This is a genomic window from Pseudomonas sp. FP2338 (genome assembly GCF_030687515.1).
Taxonomy (GTDB): domain Bacteria; phylum Pseudomonadota; class Gammaproteobacteria; order Pseudomonadales; family Pseudomonadaceae; genus Aquipseudomonas; species Aquipseudomonas salomonii.
Genome location: NZ_CP117436.1, coordinates 994,184 through 1,014,491 on the forward strand (window position 1 = coordinate 994,184; position 20,308 = coordinate 1,014,491).

At 59.4% G+C, this 20,308-nt stretch carries 20 protein-coding genes; 17 read left to right on the forward strand and 3 right to left on the reverse strand.

Annotated elements, in window-relative coordinates; all coding sequences use genetic code 11:
* Positions 1-34 precede the first annotated feature (34 nt).
* From PSH96_RS04335 to PSH96_RS04350, 4 genes are all read left to right on the forward strand, one after another.
* On the forward strand, positions 35-664 hold the full coding sequence (locus PSH96_RS04335; RefSeq protein ID WP_305457739.1) for an alpha/beta hydrolase: 630 nt from the start codon (positions 35-37) through the stop codon (positions 662-664).
* Positions 665-688: 24 nt separating this feature from the next.
* Entirely contained in the window at positions 689-2,044 is a 1,356-nt protein-coding gene (locus tag PSH96_RS04340; RefSeq protein WP_305457741.1) for a tryptophan--tRNA ligase, read from the forward strand.
* Between the two features lie 79 nt (positions 2,045-2,123).
* Positions 2,124-3,218, forward strand: coding sequence for a cell division protein ZapE (zapE, locus tag PSH96_RS04345; RefSeq protein WP_305457742.1), 1,095 nt, complete (start codon positions 2,124-2,126; stop codon positions 3,216-3,218).
* Between the two features lie 33 nt (positions 3,219-3,251).
* The gene (locus PSH96_RS04350; RefSeq protein WP_305457744.1) at positions 3,252-3,689 is read left to right on the forward strand and encodes a hypothetical protein; all 438 of its coding nucleotides are present in this window, start codon (positions 3,252-3,254) and stop codon (positions 3,687-3,689) included.
* A 67-nt stretch (positions 3,690-3,756) separates the two neighbouring features.
* On the opposite strand, the gene PSH96_RS04355 is transcribed toward PSH96_RS04350, so the two are convergent.
* Complete coding sequence (locus tag PSH96_RS04355; RefSeq protein WP_177336516.1) at positions 3,757-4,677, reverse strand: GlxA family transcriptional regulator; 921 nt, start codon at positions 4,675-4,677, stop codon at positions 3,757-3,759.
* Between the two features lie 220 nt (positions 4,678-4,897).
* On the opposite strand from PSH96_RS04355, the gene PSH96_RS04360 reads away from it, so the two are divergent.
* Positions 4,898-6,034 (forward strand): acyl-CoA dehydrogenase family protein, encoded by a 1,137-nt coding sequence (locus tag PSH96_RS04360; RefSeq protein ID WP_305457745.1) that lies wholly within the window; start codon positions 4,898-4,900, stop codon positions 6,032-6,034.
* A gap of 113 nt (positions 6,035-6,147) precedes the next feature.
* Here PSH96_RS04360 and PSH96_RS04365 read toward each other — a convergent pair whose 3' ends face one another.
* Positions 6,148-7,188, reverse strand: a complete 1,041-nt coding sequence (locus tag PSH96_RS04365; RefSeq protein ID WP_305457746.1) for an NADP(H)-dependent aldo-keto reductase — start codon at positions 7,186-7,188, stop codon at positions 6,148-6,150.
* A gap of 249 nt (positions 7,189-7,437) precedes the next feature.
* Between PSH96_RS04365 and rplM the strand changes: the two genes are divergently transcribed.
* The 8 genes from rplM to PSH96_RS04405 all read left to right on the forward strand — a co-directional run bounded on the left by rplM (position 7,438) and on the right by PSH96_RS04405 (position 13,237).
* Positions 7,438-7,866: a 50S ribosomal protein L13 gene (gene rplM, locus PSH96_RS04370; RefSeq protein WP_003171742.1), complete on the forward strand. Its 429-nt coding sequence runs from the start codon at positions 7,438-7,440 to the stop codon at positions 7,864-7,866.
* 14 nt (positions 7,867-7,880) lie between these two features.
* Positions 7,881-8,273, forward strand: a complete 393-nt coding sequence (rpsI, locus tag PSH96_RS04375) for a 30S ribosomal protein S9 (RefSeq protein WP_003216038.1) — start codon at positions 7,881-7,883, stop codon at positions 8,271-8,273.
* Positions 8,274-8,538: 265 nt separating this feature from the next.
* Positions 8,539-9,135 carry a ubiquinol-cytochrome c reductase iron-sulfur subunit gene (gene petA, locus PSH96_RS04380; protein WP_003216040.1) on the forward strand — a complete coding sequence of 199 codons (597 nt, stop codon included), beginning with the start codon at positions 8,539-8,541 and terminating at the stop codon, positions 9,133-9,135.
* Positions 9,135-10,346, forward strand: coding sequence for a cytochrome bc complex cytochrome b subunit (locus PSH96_RS04385; protein WP_017138268.1), 1,212 nt, complete (start codon positions 9,135-9,137; stop codon positions 10,344-10,346). Before petA ends, PSH96_RS04385 begins: the two co-directional genes overlap by 1 nt.
* Positions 10,346-11,125, forward strand: coding sequence for a cytochrome c1 (locus PSH96_RS04390; RefSeq protein ID WP_068932034.1), 780 nt, complete (start codon positions 10,346-10,348; stop codon positions 11,123-11,125). The genes PSH96_RS04385 and PSH96_RS04390 overlap by 1 nt, the downstream gene beginning before the upstream one ends.
* A 149-nt stretch (positions 11,126-11,274) precedes the next feature.
* Positions 11,275-11,892 carry a glutathione S-transferase N-terminal domain-containing protein gene (locus tag PSH96_RS04395; RefSeq protein ID WP_017138266.1) on the forward strand — a complete coding sequence of 206 codons (618 nt, stop codon included), beginning with the start codon at positions 11,275-11,277 and terminating at the stop codon, positions 11,890-11,892.
* A gap of 17 nt (positions 11,893-11,909) precedes the next feature.
* Positions 11,910-12,329, forward strand: coding sequence for a ClpXP protease specificity-enhancing factor (locus PSH96_RS04400; protein WP_159954235.1), 420 nt, complete (start codon positions 11,910-11,912; stop codon positions 12,327-12,329).
* A 158-nt stretch (positions 12,330-12,487) separates the two neighbouring features.
* Positions 12,488-13,237, forward strand: a complete 750-nt coding sequence (locus tag PSH96_RS04405; RefSeq protein WP_106578653.1) for a FadR/GntR family transcriptional regulator — start codon at positions 12,488-12,490, stop codon at positions 13,235-13,237.
* Between the two features lie 141 nt (positions 13,238-13,378).
* On the opposite strand, the gene PSH96_RS04410 is transcribed toward PSH96_RS04405, so the two are convergent.
* A complete protein-coding gene (locus PSH96_RS04410; protein ID WP_305457753.1) occupies positions 13,379-14,536 on the reverse strand; it encodes a phospholipase in 1,158 nt (385 codons plus the stop codon).
* Between the two features lie 236 nt (positions 14,537-14,772).
* Here PSH96_RS04410 and kdgD point away from each other — a divergent pair, with 236 nt between their 5' ends.
* The 4 genes from kdgD to garD all read left to right on the forward strand — a co-directional run bounded on the left by kdgD (position 14,773) and on the right by garD (position 20,287).
* A complete protein-coding gene (gene kdgD / locus PSH96_RS04415; RefSeq protein WP_138816847.1) occupies positions 14,773-15,684 on the forward strand; it encodes a 5-dehydro-4-deoxyglucarate dehydratase in 912 nt (303 codons plus the stop codon).
* Between the two features lie 54 nt (positions 15,685-15,738).
* A complete protein-coding gene (locus PSH96_RS04420; protein ID WP_017138260.1) occupies positions 15,739-17,184 on the forward strand; it encodes an aldehyde dehydrogenase family protein in 1,446 nt (481 codons plus the stop codon).
* Between the two features lie 173 nt (positions 17,185-17,357).
* Positions 17,358-18,722, forward strand: a complete 1,365-nt coding sequence (locus PSH96_RS04425) for an MFS transporter (protein ID WP_099548377.1) — start codon at positions 17,358-17,360, stop codon at positions 18,720-18,722.
* A gap of 11 nt (positions 18,723-18,733) precedes the next feature.
* Positions 18,734-20,287: a galactarate dehydratase gene (gene garD / locus PSH96_RS04430; RefSeq protein ID WP_305457758.1), complete on the forward strand. Its 1,554-nt coding sequence runs from the start codon at positions 18,734-18,736 to the stop codon at positions 20,285-20,287.
* Positions 20,288-20,308 lie beyond the last annotated feature (21 nt).

Here is a 20,308-nt window from a genome sequence, read left to right on the forward strand (position 1 = left end):
CCCTTTGAGAGGTCACGGAGTTCATTCCTTGCTCATGCGTGAAACCCCCGTTTTGATCGCTGGCCCGGTGGGCCAATTGGAAGCCTTGTACCTGGATCACCCCGAGCCACGTGGCCTGGCGCTGATCTGCCACCCTAACCCGGTGCAAGGCGGGACCATGCTCAATAAAGTCGTTTCGACCCTGCAGCGCACTGCCCGCGATGCTGGTTTGATTACTTTACGTTTCAATTACCGTGGGGTCGGCGCGAGCGCCGGTACTCACGACATGGCCACCGGTGAAGTGGACGATGCCGAAGCGGCGGCCACCTGGCTGCGGGAAAAACACCCTGAACTGCCGATTACCCTGCTCGGCTTTTCCTTCGGCGGCTATGTCGCGGCCAGCCTCGGCGGCCGCCTGGAAGCCAAGGGCGAAAAGCTTGCGCACCTGTTCATGGTCGCCGCTGCGGTGATGCGCCTGCGCGATAGCGATGTGCTGCCCCAAGGCTGCCCATTGACCCTGATCCAGCCGGAAACCGATGAAGTGGTCGACCCGCAGCTGGTCTACGATTGGTCCGCCGACCTCAAACGCCCCCATGAGCTGCTGAAAGTGGCAGAATGCGGACACTTTTTTCATGGCAAGCTCACCGATCTCAAGGATCTGGTGCTGCCGCGCCTCTCGAATTGATAGCAGTCTGATAAGCGATTACCCATGACGACTCGTACCCGTATCCTCACCGGCATCACCACCACCGGCACGCCGCACCTGGGCAACTACGCCGGTGCGATCCGCCCGGCGATCCTCGCCAGCCAGGACGCGAATGCCGATTCCTTCTACTTCCTGGCCGACTACCACGCCCTGATCAAGTGCGATGACCCGCAGCGCATCCAGCGCTCGCGCATGGAAATCGCCGCGACCTGGCTGGCCGGTGGCCTGGATGTGAACCGGGTGACCTTCTATCGCCAGTCCGACATCCCGGAAATCCCCGAGCTGACCTGGCTGCTGACCTGCGTTGCCGCCAAGGGCCTGCTCAACCGCGCCCACGCCTACAAGGCCTCGGTGGACAAGAACGTCGAAAGCGGTGAAGACCCGGACGCGGGCATCAGCATGGGCCTGTACAGCTACCCGGTGCTGATGGCGGCGGACATCCTGATGTTCAACGCGCACAAGGTGCCGGTCGGCCGTGACCAGATCCAGCATGTGGAAATGGCCCGCGACATCGGCCAGCGTTTCAACCACCTGTTCGGCAACGGTAAAGAATTCTTCACCATGCCCGAGGCGTTGATCGAAGAAAGCGTCGCCACCTTGCCGGGCCTGGACGGCCGCAAGATGTCCAAGAGCTACGACAACACCATCCCGTTGTTCACCAGCGCCAAGGACATGAAGGACGCCATCTCGCGGATCGTCACCGATTCGCGTGCGCCCGGCGAAGCCAAGGACCCGGACAACTCGCACCTGTTCACCTTGTTCCAGGCATTTGCCAGCAAGGCTCAGGAACAAGAGTTCCGCGCCGAGCTGCTGCAAGGCCTGGGCTGGGGCGAGGCGAAGAATCGCTTGTTCCAACTGCTCGACAGCCAACTGAGCGAGCCGCGCGAGCGTTACCACCAGTTGATGTCGCGCCCCTCGGACATGGAAGACCTGCTGCTGATCGGCGCCAAGAAAGCCCGCGCCGTGGCCGCACCGTTCCTTGCCGAGCTGCGTGAAGCCGTGGGCCTGCGCTCGTTCGTCAACCAGGCCGCCGCGCCAGTGGCGGCCAAGAAGAAAGCCGCCAAAGCTGCGCGCTTCGTGAGCTTTCGTGAAGACGACGGCAGCTTCCGCTTCCGCCTGCTGTCGGCCGAGGGCGAGCAATTGCTGTTGTCGCGCAATTTTGCCGACGGCAAAACAGCGGGCGCAGTGACCAAGCAACTGCAAAACGGCGACGCGCTGGATGTACGCACTGAGGCCACAGGCTTCAGCGTATGGCTGGACGGTGCTGCCGTGGCCGACAGCGCTGACTTTGCCGACGAAACGTCGCGCGATGCAGCCATCGCCGCCTTGCGCGTTGCGTTGACCCCCATCGAGGATTAACCCGACCAAGGGTTGATTGCCATTATTCAGGGCCGTCGTTACAGTGACGGCCCGTTTTTGTTGCCTTGCTAACGAAATTATGACGCCCCTAGAACGATATCAAGCTGATCTGAAACGCCCTGAGTTCTTCCATGACGCGGCCCAGGAAAATGCGGTGCGTCATTTGCAGCGCCTGTACGACGACCTGGTCGCGGCCTCGCACAACAAGCCAGGGATGTTCAGCAAGCTGTTTGGCAAGAAAGACCACACGCCGGTCAAAGGCCTGTACTTCTGGGGTGGCGTGGGCCGCGGCAAGACCTACCTGGTCGACACCTTCTTCGAAGCACTGCCGTTCAAGGAAAAGGTGCGTACGCACTTCCACCGCTTCATGAAGCGTGTGCACGAAGAGATGAAGACGCTGCCGGGCGAGAAGAACCCGCTGACGCTCATCGCCAAGCGCTTCTCCGACGAAGCGCGGGTCATTTGTTTCGATGAGTTCTTCGTCTCCGACATCACCGACGCCATGATCCTCGGCACCTTGATGGAAGAACTGTTCAAGAACGGCGTGACCCTGGTCGCCACCTCGAACATCGTGCCCGACGGCTTGTACAAGGACGGCCTGCAACGTGCGCGCTTCCTGCCGGCCATCGCGCTGATCAAGCAGAACACCGAGATCGTCAACGTCGACAGCGGTGTCGACTACCGTTTGCGTCACCTTGAGCAGGCTGAACTGTTCCACTTCCCGCTGAACGAAGCGGCGCATGAAAGCCTGAAAAAGAGCTTCCGCGCGCTGACGCCGGAATGCACCCAGGCGGTGGAAAACGACAAGCTGATGATCGAGAACCGTGAAATCATCGCCCTGCGTACCTGCGATGACGTGGCCTGGTTCGAGTTCCGCCAGCTGTGCGACGGCCCGCGTAGCCAGAACGACTACATCGAGTTGGGCAAGATTTTCCACGCGGTGATCTTGAGCGGCGTGGAGCAGATGAGCGTTACTACCGATGACATCGCGCGGCGGTTCATCAACATGGTCGACGAGTTCTACGACCGTAACGTGAAGCTGATCATCTCGGCGGAAGTCGAGCTCAAGGACCTCTACACGGGCGGTCGCTTGAACTTCGAATTCCAGCGCACCCTGAGCCGCTTGCTGGAAATGCAATCCCACGAGTTCCTGTCGCGTGGGCACAAGCCGTAAGCGATGTGCATGAAATGACCAAGGCCTGCAGTGATGCAGGCCTTTTTTATGGATGTTCTCCAGAACAATGAAGATCACCTGTGGGAGCCGGGCTTGCCCGCGATGGCGGTGGGTCAGGAACAAATGTACTCACTGATACACCGCTATCGCAGGCAAGCCAGCTCCCACCTTGGTTTGTGTTCGCCAGGGGTTATGCGGATTGCAGTGATGCAGGCCTTTTTTATGGATGTTCTCCAGAACAATGGAGATCACCTGTGGGAGCCGGGCTTGCCCGCGATGGCGGTGGGTCATCAGCCGATACATGCACTGATACACCGCCATCGCAGGCAAGCCAGCTCCCACCTTGGTTTGTGTTCGCCAGGGGTTATGCGGCTTGCAGTGATACAGGCCTTTTTTATGGATGTTCTCCAGAACAATGGAGATCACCTGTGGGAGCCGGGCTTGCCCGCGATGGCGGTGGGTCAGGAATAAATGTACTCACTGATACACCGCCATCGCAGGCAAGCCAGCTCCCACCTTGGTTTGTGTTTACTTTGAGTCAGGCGGCTTGCTGGAACTGTTGGCGATACTGGTTCGGCGACAGCTCGGTGTGCTGCCTGAACAGCCGCGCAAAGAAGCTTGCATCGTCGTAACCCACTTCATAGCTGATGGTCTTGATGCTCTTGCGACTGCCCGAGAGCAGGCCTTTGGCCGTCTCGATGCGTAGCCTTTGCAGGTAATGCAGTGGCTTGTCACCCGTGGCCGTCTGGAAGCGGCGCATGAAGTTGCGAATGCTCATGCCGTGCTCCCGGGCGACGTCTTCGAAGCGGAACTTGTCGGCAAAGTGCTCTTCCAGCCAGTGCTGGATTTGCAGGATGATCACGTCCTGGTGCAGCTTCTGCCCGCCAAAACCGATGCGCCCTGGCGCGTAGTTGCGCTGCACTTCGTAAAGGATGTCGCGGGCTACCGCCTGGGCGATGTTGGCGCCGCAGAAGCGCTCGATCAGGTAGATGTAAAGGTCGCACGCCGAGGTGGTGCCGCCGGCGCAGTACAGGTTGTCGGCGTCGGTGAGGTGCTTGTCCTGGTTGAGTTGCACCTTGGGGAAACGCTCGCTGAAGGCGTTGAAGAAGCGCCAGTAAGTGGTCGCCTCTTTACCATCGAGCAGCCCGGCTTCGGCCAGCCAGAACACTCCGGTGGCTTCGCCGCACAGCACCGCGCCACGCGCATGTTGTTCGCGCAACCACGGCAGCACTTGCGGGTAGCGGCTGCACAGGGCTTCGAAGTCATCCCAGAAGGCCGGCAACACAATGATGTCGGCGTTTTCCAGGCCGCCGTCCACCGGCATGATCACATCGCTGAAGCTGCGTACCGACTGCCCGTCGGGGCTTACCAGGCGCGTTTCGAATGCCGGGGTCAGGCCCAGGCCTTGCTGCTTGCCGTAACGCAGGCTGGCGAGGTGGAAGAAATCCTTGGCTTGCATGAGGGTGGAAGCGAATACCCGATCAATGGCCAAAATGCTGACGCGCCGCAAGGGCGTGGAGATTTGGTTAGACATAATTTCATTTATTCTTATAGGGGAAAGTGGTCACCAGACGGCTGGATCGTCTTATTTTTTGTCGCATGTGTCCAGTGTCCTGTGACGCCTTCGCGGCATAGGCTCTGTGGTCTGGTCTTTGTCCGACAATCCACGCAGGTGACCCATGATCCCCAGAACCTTGTTCAGCTCGGAGCACGAACTCTTGCGCGAAAGCGTGCGCACCTTCCTCGAAAAACACGCTGCGCCGTTCCACGGGCAGTGGGAAAAGCAGGGTTACATCGACCGTAATCTGTGGAGCAAAGCGGGGGAGGCGGGGATGCTGTGTTCCCACCTGCCGGAAGAATACGGCGGGCTGGGCGCGGACTTTTTGTACAGCGCGGTAGTGATCGAAGAGATCAGTCGCTTGGGCCTTACCGGCATCGGCTTTTCCCTGCATTCGGACATCGTCGCGCCTTACATCCTGCATTACGGCAGTGAGGCGCTGAAGCACAAGTACCTGCCTAAACTGATCTCCGGCGAGATGGTCACGGCCATCGCCATGACCGAGCCGGGTGCCGGTTCTGACTTGCAGGGTGTCAAGACCACCGCCGTGCTGGATGGCGATGAGTATGTGATCAACGGCTCCAAAACCTTTATCACCAATGGCTATCTCGCCGAGTTGGTAGTGGTGGTGGCCAAGACCGACCCCAAGGCTGGCGCCAAGGGCACCAGCCTGTTTCTGGTGGAAGCCGATACACCGGGCTTCGACAAGGGCAAGCGCCTGGAGAAAGTGGGCATGAAGGCCCAGGATACTTCGGAGCTGTTCTTTCAGGATGTACGCGTGCCCAAGGAAAACCTGCTGGGCCAGGCAGGCATGGGCTTCGCCTACTTGATGCAGGAGCTGCCTCAGGAGCGCCTGACCGTGGCGATTGGCGCGTTGTCATCCGCCGAAGCTGCGCTGCAGTGGACCCTGGACTACACCCGCGAGCGCAAGGCGTTCGGAAAAGCGATTGCCGACTTTCAGAATACTCGCTTCAAGCTGGCGGAGATGGCCACCGAGATTCAGATCGGCCGCGTGTTTGTCGATAAATGCATGGCGCTGCACCTGGAAGGCAAGCTCGACGTGCCCACCGCTGCGATGGCCAAGTACTGGGCCACCGACCTGCAATGCAAGGTGCTCGACGAGTGCGTGCAGTTGCACGGTGGTTACGGCTTCATGTGGGAATACCCGATTGCGCGGGCCTGGGCGGATGCGCGGGTGCAGCGCATTTATGCGGGGACCAATGAGATCATGAAGGAGATTATTGCGCGGGCGCTTTGATCTTGTGGTGCTTTTGAGGGCGCCATCGCAGGCAAGCCAGCTCCCACATTTGACGGTGTTCACAAATCAAAATGTGGGAGCTGGCTTGCCTGCGATAGCGATCTAACGGTCAATCAAGGCGCAGGGTTCGGATGATCCTTCTGAATCGCCTCAATCCCTTCCAGCACTTCCTTGGACAGCTTCAAATCAGCACTGGCAATGTTGCTGTCCAATTGCTCCAGGCTCGTGGCGCCAATAATATTGCTGGTCACAAACGGCTGTTGCGTCACAAACGCCAGGGCCATCTGCGCCGGGTCCAGGCCATGTTCCCGCGCCAGGGCCACATAACGGCTGCACGCAGCTTGCGACTGCGGGTTGAAGTAGCGGCTGAAACGGCTGTACTCGGTCAGGCGCGCCTTGGCCGGGCGTGCGCCATTTTCGTATTTGCCGCTGAGCATGCCGAAAGCCAGCGGTGAATAGGCCAGCAAGCCGCATTGCTCGCGAATCGCCACTTCCGCCAAACCCACCTCAAAGCTGCGGTTGAGCAGGTTGTAGGGGTTCTGGATCGACACGGCGCGGGTCCAGCCACGGGCTTCGGCCAGGGCCAGGAACTTCATGGTGCCCCACGGGGTTTCGTTGGACAGGCCGATGTGGCGGATCTTGCCGGCCTTGACCTGTTCGTCCAGCGCTTCGAGGGTTTCTTCCAGCGGGGTCAGGTCGTCTTCGTCCTTGTGCTTGTAGCTCAGTTGGCCAAAGAAGTTGGTGCTGCGCTCCGGCCAGTGCAGCTGGTAGAGGTCGATCCAATCGGTTTGCAAGCGCTTGAGGCTGGCATCCAGGGCTTCGACGATGTGCTTGCGGTTGTGGCGCAGGTGGCCGTCGCGGATGTAGTCGATGGTATTGCCGGGGCCGGCGATCTTGCTGGCGAGGATCCAGTCGGCACGGTCGCCGCGGCTCTTGAAGTAATTACCGATATAACGCTCGGTGGTGGCATAGGTGTCGGCTTTAGGCGGCACCGGGTACATTTCGGCGGTGTCGAGGAAGTTGATCCCTGCGGCCTTGGCCCGTTCGATCTGTGCGAAGGCCTCTGCCTCGCTGTTCTGCTCACCCCAGGTCATGGTGCCCAAGGCGATCGCGCTTACGTTCAGATCGGTGCGGCCCAGCTGTCGATAATCCATCGGGTACTCCTTCGGGGGAAAACAATCATAAAAGCAGGTTGAATTTTTTTTCGCAATCTGCATAATTGCCCACCTCTTTCTGCAGTGGAAGTGATGCGCCGCCTGCCGAAGAATCTTGCCGTTGAACGGACGCGCCGACCCGAGCCCCCGATAGCGTCTGTATCCGGCTGCCTTTGACTTGTCAAAGTACGCACTATTCAGTAAGATCCGCCGTCTAATTTACAGGGCGGCCCCTGAGGCTATTAAAGAATGACAACTTTTACTGCAAAACCGGAAACAGTTCAGCGCGACTGGTTTGTCGTCGACGCCGCTGGTCAGACCCTGGGTCGTCTGGCCACTGAAGTCGCCAGCCGTCTGCGTGGCAAGCACAAGCCTGAGTACACCCCTCACGTTGACACCGGTGACTACATTGTCATCATCAACGCCGAGCAGGTACGTGTTACCGGCAACAAAGCGCAAGACAAAATGTACTACCGTCACTCCGGTTTCCCAGGCGGTATCAAGTCTTCGAACTTCGAAGGCCTGATCTCCAAGAAGCCTGAAGCCCCGATCGAAATCGCGGTCAAAGGTATGCTGCCTAAGGGCCCACTGGGTCGCGATATGTTTCGCAAGCTGAAAGTCTATGCGGGCGCTGTACACCCTCATGCTGCTCAGCAGCCCCAAGAACTGAAGTTTTAACGGAATAGTTCATTATGTCGGCGACTCAAAATTACGGCACTGGCCGTCGCAAAACCGCTACCGCTCGCGTTTTCCTGCGTCCGGGTACTGGTAACATCTCGATCAACAACCGCACTCTGGAAAATTTCTTCGGTCGCGAAACTGCCCGCATGGTAGTTCGTCAGCCGCTGGAACTGACCGAGACTGTTGAAAAGTTCGACATCTACGTCACCGTTATCGGTGGCGGTGTAAGTGGTCAAGCTGGCGCAATCCGCCACGGTATCACTCGCGCTCTGATGCAGTACGACGAAACCCTGCGTGGCGCTCTGCGCAAAGCTGGCTTCGTAACTCGCGATGCTCGTGAAGTTGAACGTAAGAAAGTCGGTCTGCGTAAAGCGCGTAAGCGTCCGCAGTACTCGAAGCGTTAATTCGCTTTACGTTCCACAAAAACGCCCAACTCCTCACGGAGCTGGGCGTTTTTTATTGCCTGCGATTTATGCATAAATTTCGCCGTGACAACTTGCCACATCCGTAGACCCCCTATACTACAAGGCCTGGAGGCTGAGCCCAGGGCAATTCCCTTGTCATACGTGGGGCTTTTCATTACCATCCGACAAAATTTTTATAAGTAAAGATTCAACACTTAGTAGACGCCTGATTTAACAGGCCAAAAAGCTGATGGGAGAGGACTGAATGAGCAATGACGGCGTGAATGCAGGCCGGCGTCGCTTCTTGGTAGCAGCCACATCCGTGGTGGGTGCTGCAGGAGCGGTGGGGGCTGCGGTCCCGTTCGTGGGGTCATGGTTTCCCAGTGCCAAGGCGAAAGCCGCAGGTGCACCGGTGAAGGTGAATGTCAGCAAGATCGACCCAGGCCAGCAGATGATTGCTGAGTGGCGCGGTCAGCCGGTCTTCATCGTTCGTCGTACTGAGGAGATCCTGGGGAATCTGAAGAAAATCGAAGGTCAGCTGTCTGACCCCGACTCTAAGAACTCCGACCAGCCCGCCTACGTCGATAAGGAAATCCGTTCGATCAAGCCAGAGATCCTGCTGCTGATCGGTATCTGCACCCACTTGGGTTGCTCGCCTACCTTCCGCCCGGAAGTTGCTCCTGCCGACCTTGGCAAGGATTGGGTCGGTGGCTACTTCTGCCCTTGCCACGGCTCCCACTACGACCTCGCCGGTCGCGTCTACAAGTCACAACCCGCACCACTGAACCTGCCAGTGCCGCCACATCACTACGAGACTGACAGTGTCATTGTCATTGGCGTCGACGAGGGGGAGAAAGCCTGATGAGCAAGTTCATGGATTGGGTGGATGCGCGTTTCCCCGCCACTAAAATGTGGGAAGACCATCTCAGCAAATATTACGCACCAAAAAACTTCAACTTCTTCTACTTCTTCGGCTCGTTGGCCTTGCTGGTGCTGGTCAACCAGATCGTCACCGGTGTGTGGCTGACGATGAGCTACACGCCGTCGGCGGAAGAGGCGTTCGCCTCCGTCGAGTACATCATGCGTGACGTCGAGTACGGCTCGATCCTGCGTCTGCTGCACTCCACCGGCGCATCGGCGTTCTTCATCGTCGTCTATATGCACATGTTCCGTGGCCTGCTCTACGGTTCGTACCAGAAGCCACGCGAGCTGGTGTGGGTATTTGGCATGCTGATCTACCTGGCGCTGATGGCCGAGGCCTTCATGGGCTACCTGCTGCCGTGGGGCCAGATGTCGTACTGGGGCGCCCAGGTGATCATCTCGCTGTTTGGTGCTATCCCGGTGATCGGCAACGACCTGACCCAGTGGATTCGTGGTGATTACCTGATCTCCGGCATCACCCTGAACCGCTTCTTCGCCCTGCACGTGGTGGCATTGCCCATCGTGATTCTGGGCCTGGTGGTGCTGCATATCCTGGCGCTGCACGAAGTGGGTTCCAACAACCCCGATGGCGTGGACATCAAGAAGCACAAAGACGAAAACGGCATCCCGCTGGATGGCATTCCGTTCCACCCGTACTACACCGTCAAAGACATTGTCGGCGTGGTGGTCTTCCTGTTCATCTTCTGCTCGATCGTGTTCTTTTTCCCGGAGATGGGCGGTTATTTCCTCGAGAAGCCTAACTTCGAACAGGCCAACGCCTTCAAGACGCCTGAGCACATTGCCCCGGTCTGGTACTTCACGCCGTTCTACGCGATCTTGCGGGCGATCCCCGACAAGCTCATGGGCGTAATGGCCATGGGCGCGTCGATTGCGCTGCTGTTCGTACTGCCGTGGCTCGACCGCAGCCCGGTCAAGTCGATGCGCTACAAAGGCTGGCTGAGCAAGATCTGGCTGTGGGTGTTCTGCATTGCATTCGTGATCCTGGGCGTATTGGGCGTATTGGCGCCGACCCCTGAGCGCACGCTGCTGTCGCAGGTCTGCACCTTCCTGTACTTCGCCTACTTCATTCTGATGCCGTTCTACACCCGGCTCGAGAAGACCAAACCGGTTCCGGAAAGGGTGACTGGCTGATGAAAAAGTTATTCGTTGCTTTGATCCTTGCGGCGCTGCCGCTACTGTCCTTCGCGGCCGAGCACGGCGCGGAGCTGGAAAAAGTCGATATCGACGTGTCCGACAAGGCCGCCATGCAAGATGGCCTGCGTACGTTCACCAACTACTGCATGGGCTGCCACAGCGCCAAGTTCCAGCGTTACGAGCGGGTTGCCGATGACTTGGGCATTCCCCATGAGGTGATGCTCAGCCACGCCGTGTTCACGGGCGCCAAGATCGGTGACCACATGAACATCGGCATGCAGCCGGCGGATGCCAAGGCCTGGTTCGGCGCTGCGCCGCCCGACCTGACCCTGGTGGCGCGCGTGCGCGGTACCGATTGGCTGTATGGCTACCTCAAATCCTTCTACGAAGACCCGGCGCGCCCTTACGGCGTGAACAACAAAGTCTTCCCGAACGTCGGCATGCCTAACGTTCTGGTCGGCCTGCAGGGTCGCCAAGTGGTAGGATGCAAGCAGGTTCAGGTCGTTGAAGACGGCAAGAAGCAATATGATCCGCTGACCGGCACGCCTCTGACACACGAGGCGTGCGATCAACTGACCATCGTGCCCAAGACCGGTACGCTGAACGAAGAGCAGTTCGACGAGAAGGTCAAGAATCTGGTGACCTTCCTGGCCTACTCGGCCAACCCGGTCAAATTGCAGCATCAGCGCATCGGTACGTATGTGTTGCTGTACCTGGCCTTCTTCTTCGTGTTCGCTTATCTGCTCAAACGCGAATACTGGAAGGATGTGCATTGATCCAACCGTAAGCAATTGCTGTTAATCTTGCGCGCCCAGCGGCATCTCTGAATACGTAGCGGTCTGGTTGAACCAGGCACTACAGGGATGCTCTCTGGGCGCGCTCGTTTTTGAGCTTTCCATAATTTCAACAAGCGAGGAGGACCGCCATGGGCGTGACCAATCGGTTGGCCTGTTACTCCGACCCCGCCGACCACTATTCCCACCGAGTACGCATCGTGCTCGCAGAGAAGGGTGTCAGCGCCGAGATCATCAGTGTGGAGGCAGGTCGTCATCCGCCGAAACTGATCGAAGTGAACCCTTACGGCAGCTTGCCCACCCTGGTCGATCGTGACCTGGCGTTGTGGGAGTCAACCGTGGTGATGGAATACCTGGATGAGCGTTACCCGCATCCACCTTTGCTGCCGGTGTATCCGGTGGCGCGTGCCAACAGCCGCCTGCTGATCCATCGGATCCAGCGTGACTGGTGCGGGCTGGTGGATGTGATCCTGGATACACGCAGTAAAGAAGCCGTTCGTGTGCAAGCGCGCAAGGAATTGCGCGAGAGCCTGACCGGCGTTTCGCCGCTGTTCGCCGACAAGCCTTTTTTCCTCAGTGAGGAACAAAGCTTGGTGGATTGCTGCCTATTACCCATACTCTGGCGCTTGCCGATCCTGGGCATTGAACTGCCACGGCCGGCCAAGCCGTTGCTTGATTACATGGAGCGCCAGTTCGCGCGTGAGGCTTTCCAGGCAAGTCTGTCTGGTGTCGAACGCGATATGCGCTAAGGCTTAAGGAGCCGCTGATGAACTCCAGTCGACCCTATTTGGTCCGCGCGCTCTATGAGTGGATTGTGGACAACGATTGCACCCCGCACATGCTGGTCAACTCTGAATTTCCCAAGGTTGACGTGCCGCAGGGTTTTGCCAGTGACGGGCAGATCGTACTGAACGTTTCGCCAAGTGCTGTGCGCCACCTGCACATGGACAATGAAGCCGTCAGCTTCGAAGGGCGTTTTGGCGGCGTGCCGCATACGCTGTTCGTGCCGATTGGCGCCATCCTCGGGATCTATGCCCGGGAAAATGGCCAGGGCATGGTGTTTGATCTGGAGTCGCCTTTCGAGGATGACGAATCGATTGAAGGCGAAGACGGTGATGATGTACCGCCACCGGACTCCGAACCGCCGCGTCCAAGCGGTCGGCCGAGCCTGAAAGTGGTGAAGTAAGCGGCGTTCACCTTCGTGTGAGCCTTAAAAATGCCTCGGCCTGTGCCGGGGCATTTTTTTGCGTAAAGGATATGGATGAAAGTCGTGTCAGAACGGTGATCGTACAACCGCCATGGGCTATGATGCGGGCTCAAGTTCGCCGAGAAAGATCATTCGTCATGGAAAACGCCAACACCGCCCCTCGTCTTCCCCGCAAGCGCCGCAGCCTTGCCCAGGAATTGGTCACGGTGTTGTCCGAGCAGATCCGCGACGGCCAGCTCAAACGTGGCGACAAGTTGCCCACCGAGTCGGCCATCATGGAAGCCCATGGGGTCAGCCGCACGGTGGTGCGTGAGGCCATCTCACGCTTGCAGGCGGCGGGTCAGGTGGAAACTCGCCACGGTATCGGCACCTTTGTGTTGGACACGCCCAGCCCGAGCGGTTTCCGGATCGACCCGGCCACGGTGGTAACGCTGCGTGATGTGCTGGCGATTCTGGAATTGCGTATCAGCCTGGAAGTGGAGTCGGCTGGCCTTGCCGCGTTGCGCCGCAGCGACGAACAACTGGCGGCCATGCGCGCAGCCCTCGATGCGCTGAATGAAAGCGCGGCCCATGCAGGGGACGCGGTGGCGTCAGATTTCGCGTTCCATCTGGAAATCGCGCTGTCCACCGGCAATCGCTACTTCACCGACATCATGACCCACCTGGGCACCAGCATCATTCCGCGTACCCGCCTGAATTCGGCGCGCCTGGCCCATGACGACCAGCAGCACTACATGGGCCGCCTGAGCCGCGAACACGAAGAGATTTATGAGGCGATTGCCCGCCAGGATTCGGACGCGGCACGCGCAGCCATGCGCCTGCATTTGACCAACAGCCGTGAGCGGCTGCGCCATGCCCATGAAGAGGCGGAGGCGCAGCGCGGTTAACCGCCAAACACGCTCTAATGTGGGAGCTGGCTTGCCTGCGATGGCTGAGTGTCAGGCAACTGATGCTGTGTGCAAGTACCGCTATCGCAGGCAAGCCAGCTCCCACATTTGATCCCCAGTGTCTGGGAGTAGCCTGTTTACTTACTTGGCCGGTTGGTTGGGCTTGTAGTCCTTGAGCAACAGGTAAGTGCTCCAGCCCCACCAATCATTGGTCCAGTGCTTGTCGTTCAGGTCATTCACGTCCTTGCGGCGCAGCACCTTGTCACCCTCCATCTTGAACAGCGGCGAAAAGTTGTTCGCCGGGTTCTGCGCCGCATTCAGGTCCGGCACATACAACGGCGCCTTGAAGCTGGCTGGGGAGGGCGCGATACCGCTGATGAAGGTCTCGAAGATCTCATCGGCCGAGGCCTGCACCGCACGTTTGACCATGGCCCGATTGTCCGCGTCGATCGCATCGAAGTAGCGCTTGTCCCCATACGCTTGCCATTGATCACCTTTGGCATTGCGTACCTTGAGCCCGAACTTGCTGTCTTCGTCGTGCATGAAGCGGCTGATCAGCGAGCCCAATTCTCCGGGTGTGACCACCGCCGCCAATTGCTTGCGCGGCACGCGCAGGTGGCCGGCAGAAAACAGATCGGTCAAAAAGTGATCGGCAAAGCTGTTCATCGCATACGCCAGTTCCAGCGCCTGGTCGGTGCCGGTCTGGTGCGCGATGACCGCCTGTTGCAGCGCCGCCGTATGCCCGGCCAGGTACGCCGACAGCGCCCATTCGCCAAAGTGGTCGGCGTTGTCTGCGGCCAGCTTCAAGTAGCGCCCCAGTGGAATCAGCGCCGAAACCGCACTGCCGCCGCCGGTGATGCGGTTCCATTCCTCGGACAACGTATCACCCAGCGCATCATAGGCTTCATGGGGTTGTTTGCCGTCGCGGATTGCCTGGCTGACCGCGTTGATCTCCTTTTGCATGACCGCGAGGATTTTCCCGGCTTCTTCACGCGAGGCCGGTAGCACCGCCAGCGAGTTGAAGGCGGCGGTAAAACGTTGCACACGCTCGGCCGGGGAGGCGCCATCGCTGATGGCCTGGCCCGGAATGCCGTAGAAGTCGCCGCCCAGGGCAATCACTTGGCCGTAGGTCAGCGCCAGGCCGTTGGGCAGGTGCAGTTCAACTTGCCGCGCAGGAATCGCCGGGGCGTCCTTGACGAAACGCAGCAGCGTGTCATCGCCGATGGCAGTGTGTTCACCGCCTTCAAAACGTAGGGTGGGCGGTGTTTTTTCGGGTGCTGCGAGTTCAAGACCTGACATGTTAGCTCCTTGCTATGTCGTAGGAATCTTCCGTAATAACTGTATGTATATACAGTCTTTGGGAGCATAGAGGAATAATTTCCTACGTCAAGAAACTGCGTTTAAACACGTGCCTATGAATGAGGCCCGATGAATTGCAGTTGACGAATCTTTTTATAGTTGTACGATGACGTACGACGTCACCAAAACCAACAACAACCTTTCGACAGAAAGTCTTCATCCAGGGTGTTCGAATAATGAATCCACAAGAACTGAAGTCCATCCTCTCTCACGGTTTGCTGTCTTTTCCGGTAACCGATTTCAATGCCCAGGGTGACTTCCACCAGGCGGGCTACATCAAGCGTCTGGAATGGCTGGCCCCTTACGGCGCCACCGCCTTGTTCGCCGCCGGCGGCACCGGTGAGTTTTTCTCCCTGGCCGCCAGCGAATATTCCCAAGTGGTGAAGACTGCTGTTGATACCTGCGCCACCAGCGTGCCGATTCTGGCCGGTGTCGGCGGTTCGACCCGCCAGGCCATCGAATATGCGCAGGAAGCCGAACGCCTTGGCGCCAAAGGCTTGCTGCTGTTGCCGCACTACCTGACCGAAGCCAGCCAGGACGGCGTCGCCGCCCACGTTGAGGCCGTGTGCAAGTCGGTCAAAATCGGCGTAGTGGTCTACAACCGCAACGTTTGCCGCCTGACCGCGCCCTTGCTCGAACGCCTGGCCGAGCGCTGCCCGAACCTGATCGGCTATAAAGACGGCCTGGGCGATATCGAGCTGATGGTGTCGATCCGCCGCCGTCTTGGCGATCGTTTCAGCTACCTCGGCGGCCTACCGACTGCAGAGGTTTACGCCGCTGCCTACAAGGCCCTGGGTGTGCCGGTGTACTCCTCGGCGGTGTTCAACTTCATCCCGAAAACCGCGATGGACTTCTACCACGCGATTGCCCAGGACGATCACGCCACTGTTGCCAAGATCATCGACAACTTCTTCCTGCCTTACCTCGATATCCGCAACCGTAAAGCCGGTTACGCGGTGAGCATCGTCAAGGCCGGCGCCAAAATCGTCGGTTACGACGCAGGCCCGGTGCGCACGCCGCTGACCGACCTGCTGCCGGAAGAGTACGAAGCCCTGGCCGCGCTGATCGACAAGCAAGGTCCGCAGTAACTTATCCACAAGGCCGCTGAGCAATCAGCGGCCTTTTGCGTCAGGAGAGAATGTGTGTCCCAAGCCAAACGTTTTGAAAACTACATCAACGGCGAGTGGGTGGCCGGTGCCGACTACTGCAACAACATCAACCCGTCGGAGTTGTCCGATGTCATTGGCGAATACGCCAAGGCTGACGTAGCCCAAGTCAACGCTGCTATCGATGCCGCCCGCGCCGCGTTCCCGGCCTGGTCGACGTCCGGCATCCAGGCGCGCCACGATGCACTGGACAAAGTCGGCAGCGAAATCCTCGCCCGCCGCGAAGAGCTCGGCACCTTGCTGGCCCGTGAAGAGGGCAAGACCCTGCCCGAAGCCATCGGCGAAGTGACCCGCGCCGGTAACATCTTCAAATTCTTCGCCGGCGAGTGCCTGCGCTTGTCTGGCGATTACGTGCCTTCGGTGCGCCCAGGCGTGAATGTGGAAGTCACCCGCGAAGCCCTCGGTGTGGTCGGCTTGATCACGCCGTGGAACTTCCCGATTGCCATCCCCGCGTGGAAAATCGCCCCGGCCCTGGCCTACGGCAACTGTGTGGTGATCAAACCGGCCGAACTGGTGCCGGGTTGCGCCTGGGCCTTGGCCGAGATCATCTCCCGCGCCGGTTTCCCGGCCGGTGTGTTCAACCTGGTGATGGGCAGCGGCCGTGTGGTCGGCGATGTGTTGGTCAACAGCCCGAAAGTCGACGGCATCAGCTTTACCGGTTCGGTTGGCGTCGGTCGCCAGATCGCCGTCAGCTGCGTATCGCGCCAGGCCAAAGTACAGTTGGAAATGGGCGGTAAGAACCCGCAGATCATCCTCGATGACGCCGACCTCAAGCAGGCCGTCGAGCTGTCGGTACAGAGCGCGTTCTACTCCACGGGCCAACGTTGCACGGCCTCCAGCCGCTTGATCGTCACCGCTGGTATCCACGACCAGTTCGTCGCGGCCATGGCCGAGCGCATGAAGTCGATCAAAGTCGGCCACGCGCTCAAAAGCGGCACTGACATTGGCCCAGTGGTCTCCCAGGCCCAGTTGGACCAGGACATGAAGTACATCGACATCGGCCAAAGCGAAGGCGCGCGGCTGGTCAGCGGTGGCGGCCTGGTGACCTGTGACACCGAAGGCTACTACCTGGCGCCGACGCTGTTTGCCGACAGCGAAGCCGCCATGCGTATCAGCCGCGAAGAAATCTTCGGCCCGGTGGCCAACGTGGTGCGTGTCGCCGATTACGAGGCGGCGCTGGCCATGGCCAATGACACCGAGTTCGGCTTGTCGGCGGGCATCGCCACCACCTCGCTCAAGTACGCCAACCACTTCAAACGCCACTCCCAGGCCGGGATGGTGATGGTCAACCTGCCGACCGCTGGCGTGGATTATCACGTGCCGTTCGGTGGCCGTAAGGGTTCGTCCTATGGTTCGCGTGAGCAAGGCCGCTATGCGCAAGAGTTCTACACAGTGGTGAAAACCAGCTACATCGGTTCTTAACACCTGCGAGCCCTGCTTGTGTGGGAGCTGGCTTGCCTGCGATAGCATCACCGCGGTGTACCTGAAACACCGCGGTGCCTGTATCGCAGGCAAGCCAGCTCCCACACAAAGCCGGTCTCGCACACAACAAGACCATTACCCGCAAAAAAAATAATTAGTGGGAGTACTTCTTCATGCAAGCGACCAAGCCGACTCACGTCCGCTATTTGATCCTGCTCATGCTGTTCCTGGTGACCACGATCAACTACGCCGACCGAGCCACTATCGCCATCGCCGGCTCCAGCCTGCAAAAAGACCTCGGCATTGACGCGGTCACCCTCGGTTACATCTTCTCTGCATTCGGTTGGGCCTACGTGGCCGGGCAAATTCCCGGTGGCTGGCTGCTGGACCGGTTCGGCTCGAAAAAAATCTATGCGCTGAGCATTTTCACCTGGTCGCTGTTCACCGTGCTGCAAGGCTATGTGGGTGAATTTGGGGTCTCCACCGCGATTGTGGCGCTGTTCATGCTGCGCTTTTTGGTGGGCCTGGCTGAGGCGCCTTCGTTTCCCGGAAACGCCCGTATTGTGGCGGCGTGGTTTCCTACGGCAGAACGCGGCACAGCGTCGGCAATTTTCAACTCGGCGCAGTACTTCGCCACGGTGCTGTTTGCACCGCTGATGGGCTGGATCGTCTACAGCTTCGGCTGGCAGCACGTGTTTATTGTGATGGGCGGCATCGGCATCCTGTTCTCGCTGATCTGGCTCAAACTTATCCACAGCCCGCGCCAGCATCCGATGATCAACGAGGCCGAGTTCAACCACATCGCGGCCAACGGTGCGATGGTCGACATGGACCAGGACAAAACCAAAGGCCAGAAAACCGACGGGCCGAAGTGGGATTACATCCGCCAATTGCTCACCAACCGCATGATGCTCGGCGTGTACCTGGGCCAGTACTGCATCAATGGCATCACCTATTTCTTCCTGACCTGGTTCCCGGTGTACCTGGTTCAAGAGCGCGGCATGACCATCCTCAAGGCGGGCTTCATTGCCTCGTTGCCAGCGATCTGCGGCTTTATCGGCGGCGTACTCGGCGGCGTGATTTCCGACTACCTGCTGCGCAAAGGCCATTCGCTGACTTTCGCGCGCAAGGCGCCGATCATTGCCGGCTTGTTGGTCTCCAGCAGCATCATCGCGTGTAACTACGTTGACGTTGAATGGATGGTGGTGGGCTTCATGGCTTTGGCCTTCTTCGGCAAAGGCGTTGGCGCACTGGGTTGGGCGGTGGTGTCCGACACCTCGCCGAAACAAATCGCCGGGCTCAGTGGCGGCTTGTTCAATATGTTCGGCAACCTGGCGTCCATCAGCACGCCGATTGTGATTGGTTACATCATTGCCACCACCGGCTCGTTCAAATGGGCCTTGGTGTTCGTCGGCGCCAACGCGCTGCTGGCGGTGTTCAGCTATTTGGTGATCGTTGGCCCGATCAAGCGCGTGGTGCTCAAAGAGCCGCCGAGCAAAGGGCCGGAACTGACTAACCTTACCCAAGCGCACTCCTGAGGGGCGATGTAATGCAGTTGATTGAACATGCCGACTCGCCGCGCTCGATCCGTTTGCACGCGCGCGATAACGTGGTGATCGTGGTGAACGACCAGGGCGTGCCGGCCGGCACCGAGTTCCCGGACGGCCTGGTCACCGTGGATTTCATCCCGCAGAGCCATAAGGTCACCCTGGAAGACATCCCCGAAGGCGGTGAGATTATTCGCTACGGCCAGACCATCGGCTACGCGCTGGCGCCGATTCCGCGCGGCAGTTGGGTGCAGGAAGACCAGTTGCGCATGCCCACTGCGCCGCCGCTGGACAGCTTGCCGCTGTCGACCGAGGTGCCTGCCACCCAGGCGCCGTTGGATGGCTTCACGTTTGAGGGTTACCGCAACGCCGACGGCACCGTCGGCACGCGCAATATCCTTGGCATTACCACCACGGTGCAGTGCGTCACCGGTGTGCTGGACCATGCGGTCAAGCGCATCAAGGACGAGTTGCTGCCCAAGTACCCGCACGTTGATGACGTGGTGGCGCTGACCCACAGCTATGGCTGTGGCGTGGCCATCACTGCGACCGATGCCTACATCCCTATCCGCACCGTGCGCAACCTGGCGCGCAACCCCAACCTGGGCGGCGAAGCGCTGGTGATCAGCCTGGGCTGCGAGAAGTTGCAGGCCGGGCAGGTGATGCACGACAACGACAGTTCCGTCGACCTCAGTGAGCCTTGGCTGTACCGCTTGCAGGACTCCAGCCACGGGTTTGCCGAAATGATCGAGCAGATCATGGCGCTGGCCGAAACCCGCTTGAAGAAACTCGACCAGCGTCGCCGGGAAACCGTGCCGGCGTCCGAGCTGATCCTGGGTATGCAATGCGGCGGCAGTGATGCGTTTTCGGGCATCACCGCGAACCCGGCGTTGGGCTATGCCTCGGATTTGCTGTTGCGCGCCGGGGCGACGGTGATGTTTTCCGAAGTCACCGAAGTGCGCGATGCCATCTACCTGCTGACATCGCGCGCCGAGAGCAAGGCAGTTGCCGAGGAACTTGTCAGGGAAATGGACTGGTATGACCGTTACCTGGCCAAGGGTGAGGCGGATCGCAGCGCCAACACCACGCCGGGTAACAAGAAGGGCGGGTTGTCGAACATTGTCGAGAAGTCCCTGGGCTCCATCGTCAAATCCGGCAGCAGCGCGATCAATGGCGTGCTGGGCCCGGGTGAGCGGTTCAAGGGCAAGGGCCTGATCTTTTGCGCCACGCCGGCCAGCGACTTTGTGTGTGGCACCCTGCAACTGGCGGCCGGGATGAACCTGCATGTGTTCACCACCGGGCGTGGTACGCCGTATGGGCTAGCGATGGCGCCGGTGGTGAAGGTGTCGACGCGCACGGAACTGGCGCAGCGCTGGCCGGACTTGATCGATATCGACGCCGGTCGCATCGCCACCGGGCGTGCGACCATCGAGGAATTGGGCTGGGAGTTGTTCCACTTTTACCTGGATGTGGCCAGCGGCAAGAAACAGACGTGGGCGGAGCGGCATAAGCTGCATAACGACATCACCCTGTTCAACCCTGCACCCATTACCTGAGACCGGCACGGACTCTGTGGG

Bases quoted from the DNA above. Each gene is read 5' to 3' on its own strand.
- PSH96_RS04365 (WP_305457746.1), bottom strand. From the start codon at position 7,188: ATGGATTATCGACAGCTGGGCCGCACCGATCTGAACGTAAGCGCGATC.
- PSH96_RS04405 (WP_106578653.1), top strand. From the start codon at position 12,488: ATGGAAAACGCCAACACCGCCCCTCGTCTTCCCCGCAAGCGCCGCAGC.
- kdgD (WP_138816847.1), top strand. From the start codon at position 14,773: ATGAATCCACAAGAACTGAAGTCCATCCTCTCTCACGGTTTGCTGTCT.
- PSH96_RS04390 (WP_068932034.1), top strand. From the start codon at position 10,346: ATGAAAAAGTTATTCGTTGCTTTGATCCTTGCGGCGCTGCCGCTACTG.
- PSH96_RS04385 (WP_017138268.1), top strand. From the start codon at position 9,135: ATGAGCAAGTTCATGGATTGGGTGGATGCGCGTTTCCCCGCCACTAAA.
- PSH96_RS04360 (WP_305457745.1), top strand. From the start codon at position 4,898: ATGATCCCCAGAACCTTGTTCAGCTCGGAGCACGAACTCTTGCGCGAA.
- PSH96_RS04335 (WP_305457739.1), top strand. From the start codon at position 35: ATGCGTGAAACCCCCGTTTTGATCGCTGGCCCGGTGGGCCAATTGGAA.
- zapE (WP_305457742.1), top strand. From the start codon at position 2,124: ATGACGCCCCTAGAACGATATCAAGCTGATCTGAAACGCCCTGAGTTC.
- PSH96_RS04355 (WP_177336516.1), bottom strand. From the start codon at position 4,677: ATGCAAGCCAAGGATTTCTTCCACCTCGCCAGCCTGCGTTACGGCAAG.
- PSH96_RS04425 (WP_099548377.1), top strand. From the start codon at position 17,358: ATGCAAGCGACCAAGCCGACTCACGTCCGCTATTTGATCCTGCTCATG.
- petA (WP_003216040.1), top strand. From the start codon at position 8,539: ATGAGCAATGACGGCGTGAATGCAGGCCGGCGTCGCTTCTTGGTAGCA.
- rpsI (WP_003216038.1), top strand. From the start codon at position 7,881: ATGTCGGCGACTCAAAATTACGGCACTGGCCGTCGCAAAACCGCTACC.
- PSH96_RS04395 (WP_017138266.1), top strand. From the start codon at position 11,275: ATGGGCGTGACCAATCGGTTGGCCTGTTACTCCGACCCCGCCGACCAC.
- rplM (WP_003171742.1), top strand. From the start codon at position 7,438: ATGACAACTTTTACTGCAAAACCGGAAACAGTTCAGCGCGACTGGTTT.
- garD (WP_305457758.1), top strand. From the start codon at position 18,734: ATGCAGTTGATTGAACATGCCGACTCGCCGCGCTCGATCCGTTTGCAC.
- PSH96_RS04410 (WP_305457753.1), bottom strand. From the start codon at position 14,536: ATGTCAGGTCTTGAACTCGCAGCACCCGAAAAAACACCGCCCACCCTA.
- PSH96_RS04400 (WP_159954235.1), top strand. From the start codon at position 11,910: ATGAACTCCAGTCGACCCTATTTGGTCCGCGCGCTCTATGAGTGGATT.
- PSH96_RS04340 (WP_305457741.1), top strand. From the start codon at position 689: ATGACGACTCGTACCCGTATCCTCACCGGCATCACCACCACCGGCACG.
- PSH96_RS04350 (WP_305457744.1), top strand. From the start codon at position 3,252: ATGCAGGCCTTTTTTATGGATGTTCTCCAGAACAATGAAGATCACCTG.